This is a genomic window from Pseudomonas sp. LBUM1647, from assembly GCF_059716175.1.
In genome coordinates this window covers 520,087-535,216 of record NZ_CP166809.1, presented here as the reverse complement: position 1 = coordinate 535,216, position 15,130 = coordinate 520,087, and the positions used below count along the sequence as shown (strand labels likewise).

The 15,130-nt window shown below is 60.0% G+C and carries 14 protein-coding genes; 6 read left to right on the top strand and 8 right to left on the bottom strand.

Annotation, left to right across the window (positions count from 1 at the left end; translation table 11 throughout):
* The first annotated feature begins 161 nt into the window (after positions 1 to 161).
* Positions 162 to 1,595, top strand: a complete 1,434-nt coding sequence (locus ACA059_RS02375; protein ID WP_497632584.1) for a TolC family outer membrane protein — start codon at positions 162 to 164, stop codon at positions 1,593 to 1,595.
* A gap of 117 nt (positions 1,596 to 1,712) precedes the next feature.
* Here the strand turns inward: ACA059_RS02375 and waaA are convergent, their stop codons facing one another.
* Both waaA and ACA059_RS02365 read right to left on the bottom strand, forming a co-directional pair.
* Positions 1,713 to 2,990: a lipid IV(A) 3-deoxy-D-manno-octulosonic acid transferase gene (gene waaA / locus ACA059_RS02370; RefSeq protein ID WP_497632582.1), complete on the bottom strand. Its 1,278-nt coding sequence runs from the start codon at positions 2,988 to 2,990 to the stop codon at positions 1,713 to 1,715.
* An 11-nt stretch (positions 2,991 to 3,001) separates the two neighbouring features.
* Positions 3,002 to 3,904, bottom strand: coding sequence for a LysR family transcriptional regulator (locus tag ACA059_RS02365; RefSeq protein WP_008146219.1), 903 nt, complete (start codon positions 3,902 to 3,904; stop codon positions 3,002 to 3,004).
* Positions 3,905 to 4,007: 103 nt separating this feature from the next.
* Here ACA059_RS02365 and ACA059_RS02360 point away from each other — a divergent pair, with 103 nt between their 5' ends.
* The 4 genes from ACA059_RS02360 to ACA059_RS02345 all read left to right on the top strand — a co-directional run bounded on the left by ACA059_RS02360 (position 4,008) and on the right by ACA059_RS02345 (position 7,472).
* Positions 4,008 to 4,340: a DMT family transporter gene (locus ACA059_RS02360; RefSeq protein ID WP_008027887.1), complete on the top strand. Its 333-nt coding sequence runs from the start codon at positions 4,008 to 4,010 to the stop codon at positions 4,338 to 4,340.
* Positions 4,341 to 4,486: 146 nt separating this feature from the next.
* Complete coding sequence (locus tag ACA059_RS02355) at positions 4,487 to 5,662, top strand: NAD(P)/FAD-dependent oxidoreductase (protein WP_497632580.1); 1,176 nt, start codon at positions 4,487 to 4,489, stop codon at positions 5,660 to 5,662.
* Positions 5,659 to 6,471: an aldo/keto reductase gene (locus ACA059_RS02350; RefSeq protein ID WP_497632579.1), complete on the top strand. Its 813-nt coding sequence runs from the start codon at positions 5,659 to 5,661 to the stop codon at positions 6,469 to 6,471. The genes ACA059_RS02355 and ACA059_RS02350 overlap by 4 nt, the downstream gene beginning before the upstream one ends.
* Before the next feature lie 32 nt (positions 6,472 to 6,503).
* Entirely contained in the window at positions 6,504 to 7,472 is a 969-nt protein-coding gene (locus tag ACA059_RS02345) for a metal ABC transporter ATPase (RefSeq protein WP_497632577.1), read from the top strand.
* A gap of 118 nt (positions 7,473 to 7,590) precedes the next feature.
* On the opposite strand, the gene hldE is transcribed toward ACA059_RS02345, so the two are convergent.
* From hldE to msbA, 4 genes are all read right to left on the bottom strand, one after another.
* Positions 7,591 to 9,012 carry a bifunctional D-glycero-beta-D-manno-heptose-7-phosphate kinase/D-glycero-beta-D-manno-heptose 1-phosphate adenylyltransferase HldE gene (gene hldE / locus ACA059_RS02340; RefSeq protein ID WP_134419769.1) on the bottom strand — a complete coding sequence of 474 codons (1,422 nt, stop codon included), beginning with the start codon at positions 9,010 to 9,012 and terminating at the stop codon, positions 7,591 to 7,593.
* A gap of 102 nt (positions 9,013 to 9,114) precedes the next feature.
* The gene (gene cysC, locus ACA059_RS02335) at positions 9,115 to 9,720 is read right to left on the bottom strand and encodes an adenylyl-sulfate kinase (RefSeq protein WP_497632575.1); all 606 of its coding nucleotides are present in this window, start codon (positions 9,718 to 9,720) and stop codon (positions 9,115 to 9,117) included.
* Positions 9,713 to 10,417, bottom strand: coding sequence for a sulfotransferase family 2 domain-containing protein (locus tag ACA059_RS02330; protein ID WP_497632573.1), 705 nt, complete (start codon positions 10,415 to 10,417; stop codon positions 9,713 to 9,715). The genes cysC and ACA059_RS02330 overlap by 8 nt, the downstream gene beginning before the upstream one ends.
* A gap of 189 nt (positions 10,418 to 10,606) precedes the next feature.
* Positions 10,607 to 12,406 carry a lipid A export permease/ATP-binding protein MsbA gene (msbA, locus tag ACA059_RS02325; protein ID WP_497632572.1) on the bottom strand — a complete coding sequence of 600 codons (1,800 nt, stop codon included), beginning with the start codon at positions 12,404 to 12,406 and terminating at the stop codon, positions 10,607 to 10,609.
* Positions 12,407 to 12,521: 115 nt separating this feature from the next.
* Here msbA and ACA059_RS02320 point away from each other — a divergent pair, with 115 nt between their 5' ends.
* On the top strand, positions 12,522 to 13,163 hold the full coding sequence (locus ACA059_RS02320) for a BUD32 family EKC/KEOPS complex subunit (RefSeq protein WP_046056442.1): 642 nt from the start codon (positions 12,522 to 12,524) through the stop codon (positions 13,161 to 13,163).
* A gap of 42 nt (positions 13,164 to 13,205) precedes the next feature.
* On the opposite strand, the gene ACA059_RS02315 is transcribed toward ACA059_RS02320, so the two are convergent.
* Together ACA059_RS02315 and ACA059_RS02310 are read right to left on the bottom strand one after the other, a co-directional pair.
* Positions 13,206 to 14,354, bottom strand: coding sequence for an O-antigen ligase family protein (locus ACA059_RS02315; RefSeq protein WP_497632570.1), 1,149 nt, complete (start codon positions 14,352 to 14,354; stop codon positions 13,206 to 13,208).
* A 4-nt stretch (positions 14,355 to 14,358) separates the two neighbouring features.
* Positions 14,359 to 15,126 (bottom strand): hypothetical protein, encoded by a 768-nt coding sequence (locus tag ACA059_RS02310; RefSeq protein WP_033055474.1) that lies wholly within the window; start codon positions 15,124 to 15,126, stop codon positions 14,359 to 14,361.
* Positions 15,127 to 15,130: the final 4 nt, after the last annotated feature.

Genomic DNA, 15,130 nt, shown 5'->3' with positions numbered 1-15,130 from the left:
AACACCGCGGTAAACACCATGATGAATGGCGCAATTACAGGATTGTTGCCGTCGTTGCGCACAACTACACTCGCTACGCCGTGCCGCGCCTTGACGCTGTACAGCGCCGCGCCGTAGCCTTGGCGCTCAAATTATCAGCGTAATTTTTTAGGGATGGCCTCATGCTGCGCAAACTCTCACTGGCCGTTGCCGTGTCTTGTGCGTCCAACGGAATGGCCTGGGCAGCAGAAGCGCCCTTATCGACCAAGACGGATCTGGTCAGCGTCTACCAGGAAGCGGTGGACAACAACGCCGACCTCGCTGCAGCCATCGCTCAATATGGCGCCCAGAAAGAAGTCGTGCCCCAGGCCCGCGCCGGGCTGCTGCCCAATCTCTCGGGCGGCGCTGAACTAGCCGCTGTGCGCACCGCGATCGATCAGCCATCGGCGACTGCCAACCGTAACGCTCATTCCTATCAAGCGACCCTGGCTCAACCGCTGTTCCGTGCTGATCGCTGGTTCCAGTTCCAGGCCGCCAAAGACGTTAACGAACAGGCTGCGTTGCAGCTCTCGGCAACCCAGCAAAACCTGATCCTGCAAACTGCCGTCAGCTACTTCAATGTCTTGCGAACCCAGGACAACCTGGCGTCAACCAAGGCCGAAGAAGCCGCGTTCAAACGCCAGCTCGATCAGTCCAACGAACGCTTCGACGTCGGTCTCTCGGACAAAACTGATGTGCTGCAATCGCAAGCCAGCTACGACACTGCACGCGCCAACCGAATCGTCGCGCAGCGCCAGGTAGATGATGCGTTCGAAGCCCTGATCACCCTGACCAACCGTCAGTACAACTCGATCTGGGGCATTTCCCATACCTTGCCGATCCTGCCGCCAGCACCGAACGACGCCAAGGCCTGGGTCGATACGGCAGCCAGACAGAACCTCAATCTGCTCGCGAGCAACTACGCCGTCAGCGCCGCCGAAGAAACGCTCAAGCAGCGCAAGGCCGGCCACGCGCCAACCGTCGACGCCGTGGCGAAATACGAGAAGGGTGACAACGACGCCCTGGGTTTCAGCAACCCGAACGCCTTCGGCCAGCCTTACGGTGGCAACGTCGAGCAAACGACGGTTGGCCTGCAACTGAATATCCCGATCTACAGCGGCGGCCTGATCAACTCCCAGGTGCGTCAATCGTATGCACAGCTGGATCAGTCCGAGCAGCAACGCGAATCCCTGCGCCGGCAAATCGTGGAAAGCACCCGCAACCTGCATCGCGCAGTGAACACCGACGTCGAGCAGGTGCAGGCGCGCAAACAGTCGATCATCTCCAACCAGAGCGCGGTGGAAGCGACCGAAATCGGTTATCAGGTGGGTACACGAAATATCGTCGACGTACTGGATGCGCAGCGTCAGCTGTACACTTCTGTGCGCGACTACAACAACACTCGCTACGACTACATCCTCGACAACCTGCGCTTGAAGCAGGCCGCGGGCACGTTGAACCCGGGGGACTTGCAGGACCTGGCGCGTTACCTCAAGGCCGATTACAACCCGGATAAAGACTTCCTGCCGCCGGACCTGGCGAAGGCTGCGGCGGAGCAACTCAAAGCCCGACCGTAAAAAGCAAAAGATCGCAGCCTCGTTTCACTCGACAGCTCCTACAGGATGAATATAAATCCCGTGTAGGAGCTGTCGAGTGAAACGAGGCTGCGATCTTTTTATGTCAAGCGACTCGGTCTAACGGTCGATCAACCGCCCCAACCCATCCAGCAACCACTGCAACGCGCCCTGATTGGTGCGCATGACTTTCAACCCCGCCTCCGCCATCCGCTGCGCATCCCGTGGCAACTCGAACAGCCGCTGCACTGCCAGCGCCAGACCTTCGGCATCTTCCACTTCCTGCAACGCCCCGGCACTGCGCAGTTGCGCGGCGATTTCGAGGAAATTGAACAGGTGCGGCCCGCTCAATACCGGTTTGGCCAGAGCAGCCGGTTCCAGCAGGTTATGCCCGCCGTTCGGCACCAGACTGCCCCCAACAAAAGCGCTATCAGCCAAGGCATACAGAAACAGCAACTCACCCATGGTGTCGCCCAGCAGCACTGAAGTCTGCGCGGTGACCGGATCGCCAGTGGAACGACGCACCGTGGCAAAACCCTGTTGCTGACACAACTCGAACACCGAATTGAATCGCTCCGGATGACGCGGCACCAGAATCAGCAACGCATCGGGATGATTGGCCAGCAACTGACGATGAGCCGCCAGCACCACCTCGTCTTCGCCTTCATGCGTACTGGCCGCAATCCACACCGGACGCTCCTGCGCCTGCCATTGCGCACGCAACTCGGCGGCACGCTGAAGCAGTGCCGGGTCGATGGTCAGGTCGAACTTGATCGAGCCGGTCACTTCGACCGTTTCCGGGCGGGCGCCCAACTCACGAAAGCGCTGGGCCTCAGCCTCAGTCTGCACCGCGAACAGGCTCATCTCCGCGAGCATCGGCTGAGTCAGTTTGCCGAAGCGGCCATAGCCCTTGGCAGAACGTTCGGACAGTCGAGCGTTCGCCAGGGCCACGGGAATCCCGCGCTTGGCGCACTGATGAATATGGTTCGGCCAGAGTTCGGTCTCCATGATCACCGCCAGTTTCGGCTGGACCCGATCAAGGAATCGCTTCGCTGCGCAAGGCAAGTCGTAAGGCAAATAGCAGTGCTGGATGCGCGGCTCATTGGCGAACAGCGCCTGAATGCGCTCCGAACCGGTCGGGGTCATGCAGGTCACGGTAATGGGCAACTGTGGATAACGTTGCAGCAAGGCGCGAATCATCGGCGCCGCAGCAATGCTTTCGCCCACCGACACCGCGTGCACCCAGATGCCGCCCGTTTTCATCGCCGGTAACCCGACGGAGAAACGTTCGCCAATGCGTTTGGCATACGCCGGCGCCTTGCGCGCCCGCAGCCAAAGCCGAATCGCTACCAATGGCAGCCCCAGGTAAAACAGCGCGGTGTAGAGAGTTCTATTCATGGCGGCGGAGTTTATCGGCTTTTTTCACCGATCGTCTGCAAGTGCACGGCAAAACGTTCCGCCAGCCAACGAGCCGCCGGCCCCAGAGGCTCATCGCGGCGCCAGACCAGCTCCACCACCAGCGCTGGCGGGGTCCATTCGCTGACCAGTTCGACCATCAGATCCTGATACGCCGGGTACTGCACCACGTGGCGCGGCAGCCAGGCCCAACCGAGTCCGCGCACCAGCCATTCAGCCATCACGTAGAAACTGTCGGCCCGCCAGACTTGCGGGCTGGCCGGCTCACTGCCGGGATAGACACTCGACTGTGTGGACATCAGCAACTGACGATGCTGCGCCAGTTGCTGGCAATCGACCTGAGCCTGTTTCGCCAGTGGGTGGCCGACGCCGCACACCGTGACCATTTCGACGCTGCCCAACACCCGCCGCTCGAGCGCTTCGGGAATCTGGTCGTGATAAAACAGCAACCCCAGATCGGCCCGACGCTCCACCAGTTTGCGCGCGACATCGCCCTGGGCGGCGCTGGTCAGCTGCACTTCAAGGCTGGGAAATTGTTGAGCCAGGGCTTCGAAGCTTTCGATGATCGGCTGATAGGGCATCGCCTCATCCTGAGCCACACGCAAACGAGCCTCCTGGCCGCGCATCATTGCCAGCGCCCGACCGTTAAGGCGTTCGCACTGGCGCAGCACTTCCCGCGCCTCATCCAGCAATGCGTTACCGGCCTCGGTGAGCTTCGGCTGGCGGCCGCTGCTACGGTCGAACAGGCTGACGCCCAGATCCTCTTCCAGCAGCGCAATCGAACTGCTGACCGCCGACTGCGCCTTGCGCTGATCCCGCGCTACCGCAGAAAACGAACGCTGCTCCGCTACGCTGACAAACAGCCGCAGCTGCTCCAGATTCCATTGCGTGTTCATGGCTCAACCCATCTTCAGAACAGATAGGTAATGACTTTACCGCATCTGGAGAATCTCTAAAATGCCGACCTCAGAAAGCAACACTTCACACGAGGATGCACCTATGACCGCTTACTACTACCTGGCCATTGCCATCTGCGCCGAAGTGATCGCCACCGTTTCGATGAAAGCGGTCAAAGGCTTCAGCACCCCGCTGCCGCTGATTCTGGTTATTGTCGGCTACGGCATTGCCTTCTGGATGCTCACGCTAGTGGTGCGTAGCGTTCCGGTGGGCGTGGCTTACGCAGTGTGGGCCGGCATGGGGATTGTGATGGTCAGCGTCGCGGCGCTGTTTATCTACGGGCAGAAACTGGATGTGCCGGCAATGCTGGGGATGGCGTTGATTGTGCTGGGCGTGGTTGTTATCCAGCTGTTCTCCAAAACCGCGGGGCATTGAAAGAAAAGATCGCAGCCTTCGGCAGCTCCTACAGGTGTACGCAATCCCCTGTAGGAGCTGCCGAAGGCTGCGATCTTTTTTCACGTCTTAGCTGCGATCCACGAGTCTGTATACTGCGCCCTCGTCTTGAACACTGAGGTCGCTGCATGCCATCCGTTATTTCCACCGACGTTCTGATTGTCGGCGCTGGTGTCGCCGGCCTCTGGCTGAATGCGCGCCTGCGCCGCCAGGGTTTTTCGACCGTGCTGGTGGAAAGCGCCAGCCTCGGTGGCGGGCAAAGCGTGAAGTCCCAAGGCATCATCCATGGCGGCGCCAAGTACGCATTGCATGGCGCCTTGACCGGTGCCTCGGAAGCCATCGCCGACATGCCTCGGCGCTGGCGTGAAGCCTTGGCCGGTGACGGCGAACTGGATCTGACCGGCGTGCGCCTGCTGTCCGAAGCCCATTACCTCTGGTCCCCCGGCACGATCGCAGGCAATCTCACCAGTTTCTTCGCCAGCAAGGCCGTGCGCGGCCGTGTCGATCAGGTCAAGGGCGAGCAACTGCCGCCCGCCCTGCAAGACAAGCGCTTCAAGGGCAAGGTCTATCGTCTGGCGGAACTGGTGATCGACGTGCCGAGCCTGATCCAGCGCCTGGCCGATCTGGCGGGTGATGGCCTGCTCGCCGGTCAGACGATCGAACCGTTGCTGGAGGGTGGAGTACTGGTCGGCCTGAAGGTTGACGAGCGCGAGATCCGCGCCCAACGCATCGTCTTGAGCGCCGGTGCCGGTACGGCAGCGCTGCTCGAAGCGCTGGGGCTGAGTCAACCCGCCATGCAACGCCGGCCACTGCACATGATCATCGCCAAAGGCCCGGGTCTCAAACCGCTGTATGCCCATTGCCTGGGCGGCGGCACCAAGCCGCGCATCACCGTGACCACCCATCCGGCCGCCGATGGTCAGTGGGTCTGGTATCTGGGCGGCGACATCGCCGAAGCCGAAGGTGTCGCCCGCGAACCCGCCGAGCAAATCGCCACCGCGCAAAAAGAACTCGGCCAGTTGCTGCCATGGATCGACCTGAGCACAGCGCAATGGGCCACCCTTCGAGTGGATCGCGCCGAGCCACTGCAATCGGGACTGACCCGTCCTGACAACGCATTCCTTGCCGAAGAAGGCCGGCTGCTGGTCGGTTGGCCAACCAAATTGGCGCTGGCTCCGGACTTTGCTGATCGCGTCATCGCGTCCTTGCAGCGCGACGGCATCCAGCCAAGCCGTCCGACGCCGCTGCCCGACCTGCCAAAACCGCCGATGGGCGTCCCTGCCTGGGAGCAACTGCTGCCATGAGCCAACCGACCTTGCACGATCTGCATCGCCCGCTGGGTAGCACCGGCCTGCTGGTTTCACCACTGGGCCTGGGCACCGTCAAACTCGGCCGTGACCAAGGCGTGAAATATCCCAACGGTTTTCAAATTCCCGATGATGACGAAGCGCGCATGCTGCTCAAACTCGCGCGCGACATGGGCATCAACCTGATCGACACCGCCCCGGCCTATGGCCGCAGCGAAGAACGCCTCGGTCCGTTGCTGCGGGGTCAGCGTCAGGACTGGGTGATCGTCAGCAAGGTCGGCGAAGAGTTTGCCGACGGCCAGTCGAGCCACGATTTCAGCGCCGCTCATACCCGGCTGTCAGTGGAACGTAGTCTGCAACGGCTGGAAACGGACTTCATCGATCTTGTGCTGGTGCACTCCGACGGCAACGACTTGGCGATCCTCAATGACAGCGAGGTCTATGCGACCCTCGCCGAGCTGAAGAGCGAAGGCAAGATTCGCGGTTTCGGTTTTTCCGGCAAAACCGTCGAAGGCGGATTGAAGGCTCTGGAACAAGGTGATTGCGCGATGGTCACCTACAATCTGAACGAGCAGAACGAGAAGCCGGTCATTGACTATGCTGCTGCTCACGGCAAAGCCATTCTGGTCAAAAAAGCCCTCGCCAGTGGTCATGTGTGCCTGAGCCCGGGCGTGGACCCTGTTCGCGCCAGCTTCGAGTTGTTGTTTGAACATCCGGGCGTTGCCAGTGCTATTGTCGGGACCATTAATCCGCTGCACCTCGCCCATAACGTCGCGACCGTTGCCCAGGTCCTACGTAGAAACTGATGCCGCCCACGCGGCCTTAAGCAGGAGCCGACATGCCGCGTACGCTCATAAGAAAGAACCCGAGCAACTTCAAGACCCTGCCGTTATTTGTCGAAGCGACTCCCGAAGGCCTGAGTTATCAAAGCGTCGGGATGCCGCTCAATTTCTCCCAGACGCTGCAACGTCGCCGCCCGGTGATGGTCGCCGACACTCAGCGGTTTTCGCTGGAGCTGGCCAACCTCGGGGTCTCGGTGCGCCTGACCCTGCATTGGCAGAACCGCGATTACTGGGTGTTGGTGCGTCAGCGTCGGCAAGACCGCGGCGACGTGGTGCTCAAACTGATCTCCGGTTACGTGCCCGCCCATGAGCTGAACCTGCCACTGCACACCGCGATTCAGGAAATTGCCGAAGAGTGCCTGCTGGAAACCCCGGAAGGCTGGCTCGGCGGGCGTTTCAACGACACCTGGCTGCCGGCGCCCTACTCGTCCGCCCTGCATTACCGTGAAGCCCTGCCGTTTCGCCTGACGCCGCTGTCCGGTTCGGCGCGGCCGGTGCGTTGCGCCAAGATGCAGTTGATCGAACGCCCGCGGGCTTACGTGCATTTGCCGACGGCCTCGCTGCAATTGATCTATGACTTGCGCCTGGAGGTGCCCAGGGAAGCCAAATCCCTGAGCCTGTTCCATGTCGACGAACGACTGGAAGGCGATCAACTGGTGGCCCGGCTCGATCGAAAACGTCCCGATCTGTATTTAATGCCGCTGCAGGACGGCCAGCCGATGGCCGAGCTGTATACCTTGAAGAAGGATCAACTGTACCCGGCGAGTACTCGCGGGTTGTACCTGGCAGAGAGTTTTGCCCGGCAGGAAGGCTGGCTGGTGCGGGACGAGCGGATTCGCTGGAAGGATTGGGTGCGGCAGCAGGGCTTGAGCCCGCCGGGGAAGGATTCAGGTTTGGCACGGTTGCGTGGGAAGGCGAAGCAATTGCTGAAGAGAATCGTACCGCGCAAGAAAGTCAGCTCTTAAAGCAAAAGATCGCAGCCTCCGGCAGCGCCCAGCGGGCGCGTAGGAGCTGCCGAAGGCTGCGATCTTTTGACGTTTCGATCGCAGAGAATCAAAAAAAGATCGCAGGCTTCGCCAGCTCCTACGACTTGCGGATCTTCTCGACTATCGCAGTAGTGGAGCTGTTTTCCACCAGCCCCAACACTTTCACAGTGCCGCCGTAAGCGGTCACGATGTCCGCACCAACCACCTGCTCGATCCCGTAGTCCCCGCCCTTGACCAGCACATCCGGCTTGACCTCGCGCAGCAGGTTTTCCGGAGTGCCTTCAGCGAAGCTGATCACCCAATCCACGGCGCCCAGACCTGCCAGTACGGCCATGCGACGGTCGACGCTGTTGATCGGACGCCCCGGCCCTTTCAGGCGGCTGACCGACGCATCGTCGTTGACCGCGACGATCAAGCGATCGCCCTGGGCCCGTGCCTGCTCGAGGTAGGTCACGTGGCCGGCGTGCAAAATGTCGAAGCAGCCGTTGGTAAAGACGATTTTCTCTTTATGCGCACGCGCATCATCGACCGCCAGCAACAGCTGCTCAAGGCCGAGCACACCGCGCTCCGAACCTTCCTCACGCTGGATAGCGCGACGCAGTTCCGGCGCGCTGATGGCCGCCGTGCCGAGCTTGCCGACCACAATGCCCGCCGCCAGATTGGCCAAGGCCACCGCGTGCGGCAGTTCTTCGCCAGCGGCAATAGCCGCCGCCAGGGTGGAAATCACCGTGTCGCCGGCACCGGTCACATCGAACACTTCACGGGCACGGGCTGGCAGGTGCAGCGCCGGATGATCCGGACGCAACAAGGTCATGCCGTGTTCGCCGCGGGTCACCAGCAACGCGCCAAGGTCGAGGTCGTGCATCAGTTGCGCGCCCTTGCTCACCAGCTCGTGCTCATCGGCACAACCACCGACGATGGTTTCGAATTCGCTGAGGTTCGGGGTGATCAGGCTCGCACCACGGTAGATCGAGAAATCCTTGCCCTTGGGATCGGCCAGCACCGGAATGCCACGGGCACGTGCCGCCTGGATCAGCACCTGATGGTTTTTCAGCGCGCCTTTGCCGTAGTCGGACAGCACCAGCACTTTGATCCCTTCGAGCAACTCGTCGACTTGCTCGCCCAACGCCAACGCGTCGGTGGCGAAAGGTTCTTCGAAGTCGATACGCAGCAGTTGCTGGTGACGGCTCATGACCCGCAGCTTGACGATGGTCGGCTGGTGCGCGATGCGCTGGAACAACGCCCGCACGCCAGCGCCTTTGAGGCTATTGGCCAGGCTGTCGGCGGCTTCATCGTCGCCGGTCACGCCGACCAGCGAGGCCGGTGCGCCGAGGGCGGCAATGTTCAACGCAACGTTGGCGGCACCGCCCGGGCGGTCCTCGATTTGCTCGACCTTGACTACCGGTACCGGCGCCTCAGGGGAAATCCGTGAGGTACCACCATGCCAGTAACGGTCGAGCATGACATCGCCGACCACCAAGACAGGGGCTTGATCGAATCGCGGCATGGACAACTTCATGGAGCAACCCACATACAAAATGAACAGGGCCGCGATATTAACACAGGGTTGGCGTGGGCTTGTGTGACGGCTGCAATGGGATGACTCGGCGAAGTTTTCTGCTCATTTATTGATCAAAAAACCCGCTAACCGGCGGCAGGCACCCTCCATTTCCAGTGCCTGTGTGTCGATCTCGCATTCAGCACGCAGCGGGGCCTCGTAGGGGCTGTCGATGCCGGTGAAATCCTTGATCAGCCCTTGTCGGGCCGCCTGGTACAAACCCTTGGGGTCGCGTTGTGCACAAACAGCGAAGGGCGTGCTCACATACACCTCGATGAAGTCGCCCTCGGCGAACAACTGACGTGCAGCCTCACGCTCGGCCCGGAACGGCGAAATCGCCGCGACAATCACAATCAGGCCGGCGTCGACCATCAGCCGCGCCACCTCGGCCATGCGCCGGATGTTTTCCCGACGACACTCAGCCCCCATCCCCAGATCCCGACACAAGCCATGACGCACATTGTCGCCATCAAGCAGAAACGTGTGCAGTCCGCGCTGATTGAGTTGTAGCTCAAGGGCATTAGCCAGTGTCGATTTGCCCGCGCCGGACAACCCGGTCAGCCAGAGACAACGCGGTCGCTGGGATTTGAGAGCCGCCCGGGCTGCGCTCGATAGCGACAAATTGTAAGGTCTGATCCGGGGAGCTGACATCGACAAGGACTCATTCATAACCGAGCATCTCGTAATCGCGCCGGTACACCCGCCGAACCAGCCGCCGGGTACGAACCGAACAAAAGTCACGAGCAACCATCTGATGCCGCTGCTGTGAGCTGTTGATGTGGGGCAGCACAACCGAATGACCCAACTGCTCGCACACCCACCCGAAATCCCGCGCCAGGTGTTCCTGATAGCCGATGAAATCCAGTGCCAGATGCCCCAGGGAGTCGGTGAGGAAATCCGTCTGCGCGGCGAAATGCAGCTGCCGATGGATCGTCTCCGGGTGCAGCCAGCGACCGACAAAATCATCGAAGTCGCGGTAGTGGCTGACCAGTTTCTGCGCCAGGTGATCGCGCCGACTCAACTCGTTGCCGCGCAGAAAAGCGTAAGCCGAGTAGGCCCTTTCCAGAGGATCACGGACAAAGGCAAACTTGAAACTGTCGGCAAACTGCTCCGGGAATTGCTGCTCGTACCAGTACAACGGCAAGTGCCCGGGGCTCCAGCCATCGAACAAGGCTGCACACACGCTGCTCCCGGCGCATTTGGGAACGTGGATGAACAGGCAGGAACGCTGCGCGAAAGGCTTGGGAAACTGCAGCGCGGCCGACATGGATTTGTTCACCACCTGACGGTCCACAACCGACAGCCGCCCCAGCAAGAAATGCCGTTGCGGCTTGGGCAACAGCTTCCAGAGATAACGTTGCAACATTGCAGTACCCGCGCGAAGGGGATGGCCCCCTCGATTGAAGTCAAAGATTCGTTCAGGAACCTTAACAAGCGCGGTGCGTAGATTTATTCAGGTTTGGTCAAGAAGGGTAAAGGTCTTGATACAAATCACCGGGCGCATTGCACGCCAGGTGTGCAAAAGGGGTGAGCCAGGCTCACCCTTTTTGTGGGGTCAGGCGATGTCGCCAACCGGGGTGTCGAGGCCCATCGCATGCAGGCGCGAGTAGTAGCCGTTTTGCGCCAGCAGTTGAGCGTGGGTGCCGCGCTCGACGATTTCGCCATGGTCCATGACAAGAATCAGATCGGCTTTCTCGATGGTCGACAACCGGTGAGCAATCACCAGCGTGGTGCGACCTTTCATGACCTGATCCAGTGCCGCCTGAATGTGCCGCTCGGACTCGGTATCGAGCGCCGACGTTGCCTCGTCGAGAATCAGCAACGGTGCGTTCTTCAACAAAGCCCGGGCAATCGCCAGGCGCTGACGCTGGCCACCGGACAGCAACACGCCGTTTTCCCCGACCTGGGTGTCCAGGCCCTGCGGCATCTCCGAGATGAAGTCCATCGCGTAAGCATCCGTGGCGGCCTTTTCAATGTCGGCACGCGGAGCACCGGCCAGGTCACCGTAAGCGATGTTGTTGGCGATGGTGTCGTTGAACAGGGTCACATGCTGTGTCACCTGCGCCACGTGTCGACGCAGATTGCGCAGACGATAGTCTTCGATTTCCACGTCATCGAGCATGATTTCGCCGGTTTCGTGGTGATAGAAACGCGGGATCAGGCTGGCCAGGGTCGACTTGCCGCTACCCGAGCGACCGACCAGGGCGATCATTTGCCCCGGTGCCGCCGTGAAGCTGATGTTCTTCAGCACTTCACGCTCGGTCCCTGGATAGGTGAAGCTCAGGTTGCGCACTTCCAGGTGGCCGCTGACGCGATCGCGCTCGACGGTACCCTGGTCAATCTCTGGCTCGACGTCCAGCTGCTCGAAAATGCTCTCGGCACCGGCAACGCCTTTCTGGATTGTCGAGCTGACTTCGGACAGCTGCCGAATCGGCTTGGGCAACAGGCCCGCCGCGGTGATGTAGGCCACCAGGTCACCGGCGGTGGCATCGCCGCGCAGGAACAGCACCAGGAACATCAGCACCGCCATGGCGGTGTAGATCACCAATTGCAGCATGGGCGTGTAGACCGCACCGGTCTTGGTCATGCGCAGTTGCTTGTCGGTGTTGCCCTGGCTGGCTTCGGCGAAACGACGCTCTTCATAGCTCTCGCCGCCAAAGCTGCGCACCACGCGATATCCCTGGATGGTCTCGGAGGCCACGTGAGTCACGTCGCCCATCGCCACCTGGATTTTCTTGCTCTGCTTGCGGAATTTTTTGCTGGTGCTGCTCACCATGACCGCGATGATGGGCAGGATCGCCAGCATCACCAGGGTCAGTTTCCAGTTCATCCACAACAGGTAAGCAAACAGGAACACCACGGTCAGGCCTTCACGAATGACCACTTTGATGGCGTCCGTGGCCGCACCGGTGACCATGGTCACGTTGAAGGTGATGCGCGAAATCAGGTGCCCGGAGTTATGGGTGTCGAAATAACGGTTGGGCAATACCAGCAACTTGTTGAACAGCTCGACACGCAAGTCGTGGACCAGCCCCAACGATACTTTGGCCAGGTAATAGTTACCGAGGAAAGACCCCAGGCCTTGCCAGGCAGCGATCAGGATGATCAGCAGCGGCACGGCCATCAGCAACTGCAAGTCTTGCAGATAGGGAACAGTCGGGAAGAGCACCGCTTCGGGGTTGCTCAGGCCATCGACGAAATATTTGAGAATCCCTGCGAGCATGGGCTGCGTCGAGGCAAAAATCACAAAGCCGACGATACTGATGGCAAACATGCCCCAGTAAGGGCGCACATACGACAGCAGGCGCAGGTAAATCTTCAAGCTCGACGGCGCAGGCGAATCAGGGCTGGTCATGAGAACCCGTTGTATGAGAAAAGAGCCCGCGAGTGTAACACAGGCCATTTTAGTCGCTGAGCTGCGGTAACATGGCCGGCTATCCATGCCTCACGGCGCCCAACCCGGAGTATTGATGCAAGCGCTTGATCACACCCGATATCTCGCCCTGCGCGAGGGAGCACAAGTCCTTGAAGCGGATGGTTCGGGGGACAAGGTTCTGCGGTTGACGGACGGTTCAATACTCAAACTGTTTCGCCGCAAACGCCTGCTGACGTCGGCCGCGTGGTACCCGTACGCCAAACGCTTTGCCGACAACTGCGATGCGTTGCGTGAACGGCACATCCCCTGCCCGTCGATTCGTCAGGTTTACCGTATTGCGAGTATCGAACGCGATGCCGTGCACTACGATCCACTGCCGGGCCAGACCCTGCGTCAGCTACTGGACATCCAGGGCGATGCCGATCCGTTGCGCGGTCAATTGGGGGTCTTCATGGCCACTTTGCATGAGCGGGGGATTTACTTTCGCTCGGCGCACCTGGGCAACATCGTGCTCACACCCGAGCATCAGTTGGGCCTGATCGACATCGCCGACATGCGGGTGTATCGCCGTCCGTTGCGCAAGACTCTGCGACTGCGCAACTTCAAGCATATGGTGCGTTACCCGCAAGATCGGCAATGGTTGCTCGACGGTCGCGGCGAAGTCTTCATGCACCATTATGGCCAGACCCAGAGCATCTGCTCCCCGGAGGAGCTGAGCGTCGCCCTGCAAAAATGATCTGAGCGCCTTCTCCTCCGGGGAGGAGACGAAGGCCAGGTATTACGCCAGCGCGGGTTGTCGCGCCTTCAGCACGCGAGAGAGGATCATCGCGGCGGGCAGCAGCACCAGCGGCCACAACTCGTCAGGGTTGCCAATCAGCAAACTGCCATCGAAATTCAGCATCACCAGCGCACACGCCAGGTACATACCCCACACGTCGCGCAGACGCCAGGCCTGCCAAAGGCTTGCGACCATCAGCGCTACGAACAACGCCAGCGCGACTCCGCCGCTGTACAGCCCCAGCGCTACGAAAATGTTGTGCGGATGCTGAATCGGCATCCAGCCATCGAGCACCTGGGCGGTGTGAAAGTTGATGCCGCAGCCCAGTACCCAGCCGCAGTGGCGCCACTCGCCGACCATGATCTGAAAGATTTCGATACGGTACGAATCGCCTCGATTCCAGAGGGACTGGTACCAGGCTTCGTTGTGCACCACCAGGAACAGCAGGCCTAAAACAACCGCGCCAATCGCCACCGCAGTGCCAACCAGCCGCGGTTTGAGGTAAATGCCGTAAAGCAACCAGATGCCAAACAGGAACACAGCCCCCACAAACGCAGTACGCGTCTGCAGGACGAAGGCTACCGCGAACACCGACAAAACGATGGCCAGCCCACCTTCGATATACTTTCGCTCCCTCAGCCAGATTGGCAGCGCCAGCGCCAACGCACAGAACAGCCAAATGCTGGCGTAGATGACGTTCTCCAAGCGTGCCGGAAGTATCGCCACCCGGCCGCCGACGGCGAATTCACCGGTTACCCAACCGTAGAGCGAGCTGCTGAAAATGTACAACGTCAGGATCCAGAACTGAGCGCGAATAAACGCCGCACTGCGGAAGAACTGCGGATCGGTAAGGGCGCCGGCCACCATGACGAACATCAGTACATAGAAGACGTGTTTGTAGAATTGCATCTGCCCTGCAATCGTCGCAGGCACCAGAAACCACAGAATGAACGCCAGCCAGCCCCATGCCAGTGGCTCCTTGAGCAAGCCCGCACCGCGTTCCTTGATCAGGAAAACCAGGCCCGGCAATGCCATCAGGACGTAGAACAGGTTATTGGTCCACTTCGACGACCAGCCCACCACAAAGCTCAAAAGAAACAGACAGAGCACCGTTCCGAAATACACCATGGTGTTCTTTCCTGGCTTCATGCCGCTAAATTCCATGGAGTACCCAACCTATTGCCAGACCCAAGATAAGAGCTGCGATCAGCTTCAGCCGATCGAGACGTTTACGCCGTAATTTGTTCTCCCGCTCCTTGGGAACCACCACATGCTCACCGAAACCGGTGTGCAATACCGCGTCGTTTTCCAGAATCAACGCATAACGGTTTTCGCCAGCGTACAGACGCGACAGGTCTTTCTCCCCGGAAAATCCGGAATATGGTGCATGCAACAAATAATCCGCACGACGGCGCAGCCCTGGATTAAAGGAAAAACCTTGCCACTCGGCTTTTTGCGAGCCCAGTACGTAGAAAGGAATGCCATGACTGACTTTGCGTTCGTTCAGGAACACGTAAGGACTGTGAACCATCAGGTCATGATTGAAACTGCGCAGCCATACCTGCAGTGCCTGTGGATCTTCCTCCAGCAGGCATTGGGACTCTTCGATGAACCCTTCGCGGTAGAAGTCCCAGTCGTCTTCACAATGGAAAATCCACGATGTCTGCACCTGAGCATAAGCGGCATCGATGGATCGCAACTGCCCCAGGCGTGGCTTGTTGATGAAGAACTGGGTATGCGCCCTCCAGTGCTCCGGAATACAGGCCTCTACAGCGCTGTCGCCGGAGTCCTCTGTAATGAACACTTTACGAATGGGAGCCGTGTTGAACCGGTCAAACGTCTCGAGGGTACGCTTCAACAGATCGAAGCGACCGCAACTAGTGATTACTACCGAAATGTCGCTAGTCTCGCTGAACAGCATTTAT